This is a genomic window from Bacteroidota bacterium (assembly GCA_018831055.1).
Taxonomy (GTDB): Bacteria; Bacteroidota; Bacteroidia; order Bacteroidales; family B18-G4; genus M55B132.
This window is the reverse complement of record JAHJRE010000209.1, coordinates 1-4,066: the sequence shown is the minus strand read 5'-3', so window position 1 is coordinate 4,066 and position 4,066 is coordinate 1. Positions and strand designations below refer to the sequence as shown.

The following is a 4,066-nucleotide window of genomic DNA, read 5'->3' as shown; positions in this document are numbered from 1 at the left end:
CGCGCTAATCACACTAATCAAGGCATATCCCATTCAATATTGCAGTCACGTCTCCCCTCTCCTTCAGGAGAGGGGCCGGGGGTGAGGTGCAGAAATCAAGGTATATCAGATGAAGTTTTGCAGTCACGTCTCCCCTCTCCTTCAGGAGAGGGGCCGGGGGTGAGGTGGTATAATCGGAGAGCGGCCGGGTGTGAGGTGGTATGATCAGAGAAGGGGCTCCCGCGCTAATCACACTAATCAAGGCAAATCCGGTTAAGTTTTGCAGTCACGTCTCCCCTCTCCTTCAGGAGAGGGGCCGGGGGTGAGGTGGTATAATCGGAGAGTGGCCGGGGGTGAGGTGTTATAATCGGAGAGGGGCCGGGGGTGAGGTGGTATGATCAGAGAAGGGGCCGGGGGTGAGATGGTATAATCAGAGAGCGGCCGGGTGTGAGGTGTCCAATTATTTTTCCGTTTACTGATTAATTTACGCCATTTTCTTAATTCTCCTTGACAAATATTGTCATACTCAATATTTTTACAGCATGAACTGGGGGCATACACTTATGAAGAATATCTTCCCGATTGCAATTTTTTTTGTAATCACGCATTTATCCACATTTATATATTCCCAGGACCTTGTCCCAAATTGCGGTTTTGAAGTTTACTCTAATTGTCCGAACAACCACGGGCAAATCTCGGTTTGTGAAGAATGGTATGCACCCGGAGAAGGCACTACGGATTACTGCAACAAGTGTAATCAGACCAACTACAGCGTCCCCAACAATCTGTGGGGCAGTCAGGAAGCACAGGAAGGGCGGGGCTATGCCCATCTCATCTGTTTGTATCCTTCCCAGGCATCGTACCGGGAATATGTGCAGATACGGCTTGCTTGTCCAATGTTAGCCGGTGAAACTTATAACGTGAGTTTTTACGTTTCCTGCAGCGATAAAAGCAAATATGCCATTGACCGTATTGGTGCTTATTTTTCGATTGATCCCATACAACAAGCCGGAGACCTCAGGATACCAATTCCCGGAGAGCCTCCCGTTCAGAATGTCCCCGGATATATTATGAAAGACAAGAATTCCTGGTTTATGATATCGGGAACCTATATGGCAACAGGTGGTGAAGAATACCTTACCATTGGCAATTTTATGTCGAACAACGACACGGAAGTAGAAAATCTGGGTGGGGCGGGCTTAATGATCAGTTCGTATTATCTTGATGACGTATCGGTGATACCGCAGCAGCCTATGTTAAAACTGGGTAACGATACCACGTTATGTCCCAATACTACCCTGACTCTTGATGCTACCCTTCCTTGTGCGGCAGAGTATTTATGGACGGATGGCAGCACGGAACCCTCAATAACCATTTCAAAACCAGGGACCTATGGAGTACAGGTAAGCCTAGGTTGCTATCCTGTTTATGATGAAATTCATGTGGATTATTTTGAAGAACCCGACCTTGGTTTTCCTCCCGATACGGTATTGTGTTCCGGGACTTCTATACTGTTGGACCCGGGGCCGGGTTATCTCAGTTATTCCTGGCAGGATGGCAGCACTAACCAGACTTACACAGCCGATCACGAAGGGCTTTTTTGGGTAGAAGCTAAAAACGACCTTGGCTGCCTTATTCGGGATAGCGCGAATATTGAACAGATTGAGGTCCCTGTGGTTTTCCTGGGTAATGACACAACCCTTTGTTATGGCAGCTCTTTACTGCTAAACCCAGGAAGCGGGGATGCATACACAGGGTATGAGTGGCAGGATTTCAGTACCGGTAAGGACTTTCTGGTTAGGACTCCGGATACTTACTGGGTTTTTGCTGAGAATCCCTGTGGTTTCGACCGTGATACGGTAGAGATTTCTTACATCAACTGTGATGCAGCCCTGTTCCTCCCCAATGCTTTCACGCCCAATGGCGACAACCTCAACGACATTTTCATGGCAAAGGGTGTTAACATCGGAAAGTTCAGTATGTATGTTTACGATCGTTGGGGAACCCTGGTATTTCAAACTTCTGACCTGGATAGTGGCTGGGATGGGCGTTTTAACGGCAACGACTGCCCTGTAGGAGTTTACGCATGGATCGTTTATTATGAAAATATTGAAGGGACGCCTATGCAGGTGAACGAGACTTTAAAAGGAACACTTACCTTGCTTAGATAGTCACTCCTGCCCTATCAGTTCTCTTGCGGCACTTCCCGGATCTGCAAGATCAAAACGTACCAGGGCCAGCTCCTGCCCGTCCCACGCGGCTGTCATAACTACTGTTTGTCCCATCTTTTGTTTCCAGCACCCGGTAATTCTTGAAGACTCATGAATGTGTCCATGGAGAGTAGCCAAGGGTTGCCGTTCTTCAATAAAACGTTGGATCGCTATACTGCCGACGTGAACATCCAGTGGCACATGGTCAATGCTTTGACCATCCAGGGCTGCCCGGTCGAGGCAGGTTTTATAGGGAGGAGAGTGGAACAGAAAAACCGACTTTGATAAATCGTCGGATCCTGCAAGCTTTTGAAGATCATCCTGAATGGTGGCATATTCAAGATCAATTCCCGGATCTACGGTATGGATACCTTCTGTCGGGGCCATGCAACCCGGATCCACATAACGCGAGACATCATAGCGCTCCCAATCTTTTAACCGGAATGGTGTGGGAGGAACATTGGCATAACCGTAAAAAACATAATTGCCTGTATCAATCCTGCGATTATGAAGATAAGTCCAGAGACCTGATTCACTTTCTTTTATAAAATTCTCCTCATGAATACGTGGATCGTCATTGCCCAGGATCAGCAAAACCTGAGGGTATTCATCATGAAGTTCTTCGCGAAGCTGGCGGAATTGCTTTACCAGGAAATCATTGTAAAAATCACTGAACCCGGATTTCAATCCAAAGCCGTGAGGCAGCAGGTCCCCTCCCAGGAGCACAATATCAGGCTTATCTTTGCGAATGGCAGCAAACAGACTAAGGTATCTTCCTGTCCGGCCATGGAGATCACTCACAAAAAAACATAAGTTCATCGGTTCAGGAGTTTTTTTTAAGCAAACGGGCACCATCGGTAACGGCGCCAATCATCATCGCATAACTGTCTTTTTTCTGAAAATCCTCATCCGTGATGATATGTACATCAATGAGGCTTTCACCGGAATGGTAACCTGTCCGGGAATAGTTAATCACATCAAGGCAAAGACCCCAGCCTTCAAGCCAGGTTGCAATTTCATTTTTCTGGGATTCACTTCCCGCAAAATGAAGGATCAGATCTATATCGCTGCCAGGGCCCGCTGATGCGTTTTTAGTGCTGCCGACAAGGTATATTCCCTTCACTCCAAAGCGGTCGAGATCCATTGCACGGGCTATACTTTCTGCCATTTTGTACCTCCACTTCCAATGTTCATCCGACTCAGGATACAAGAGATTCCCCTCCTGCTTTTCGGGATGCCCGCTTTGATGGATATAATCAAGAGAAACTTTAAGTTTACACCGGAATATTGTACGGCCAATGTTGGAAGCAATAGTATTTAATAACTTCTGTTCCTCGGGAAGGAAAGCACTGCCCCGGTGAAGGCGAATAAGCTGAGTATAAGCGACGTCAATCCTTCCTGCTACGTGCTCATCCACAATGATGTCGGCGTGCTGCATCCATTCCGTTTCCGTAAAGTCTTCTGTTGAAAAAACTGAATCCTCGAAAAGTATTCTGGCTTCGCAAACAGTAGTATACTGGTATCCTGGAGGAATAATATTAATCATTTCCCTTAAAATCGATTCAATTGGTTTTTCATCTTCTTTCAGAAGATTTTCCACACTATACAGGCAATTAAGCTCTTTCTCCCTTTCCATAAGCTTGGCCCAACGGATATTGGTTATTTCTTCCTGCATATCATTGATTTATTATGGTTTCATACACAGTCATATTGCCTTTATTATCCAGTACTTCCAACCGGAAAGTGTTCAGTCCGGGGTCCATCATTTCATCAAAACGGTATATGAGGAGGTCGTTTTTGAGGTCATATTCCATAAGTATCCATTTCCCGTTCATGGTACCTTTCCAGGAAGCGATACCAGATAAATTATCACGGAT

The 4,066-nt window shown here is 46.3% G+C and carries 4 protein-coding genes; 1 reads left to right on the top strand and 3 read right to left on the bottom strand.

The window, feature by feature from the left end:
• Positions 1–542: 542 nt before the first annotated feature.
• Complete coding sequence (locus KKA81_13975) at positions 543–2,150, top strand: gliding motility-associated C-terminal domain-containing protein (GenBank protein MBU2652032.1); 1,608 nt, start codon at positions 543–545, stop codon at positions 2,148–2,150.
• Here KKA81_13975 and KKA81_13970 read toward each other — a convergent pair whose 3' ends face one another.
• From KKA81_13970 to KKA81_13960, 3 genes are all read right to left on the bottom strand, one after another.
• Positions 2,151–3,008, bottom strand: coding sequence for a metallophosphoesterase (locus tag KKA81_13970; GenBank protein ID MBU2652031.1), 858 nt, complete (start codon positions 3,006–3,008; stop codon positions 2,151–2,153).
• 4 nt (positions 3,009–3,012) lie between these two features.
• Positions 3,013–3,864, bottom strand: coding sequence for a nucleotidyltransferase domain-containing protein (locus tag KKA81_13965; GenBank protein MBU2652030.1), 852 nt, complete (start codon positions 3,862–3,864; stop codon positions 3,013–3,015).
• Between the two features lies 1 nt (position 3,865).
• A partial coding sequence (locus KKA81_13960; GenBank protein ID MBU2652029.1) for a M23 family peptidase occupies positions 3,866–4,066 on the bottom strand: 201 nt, incomplete at its 5' end.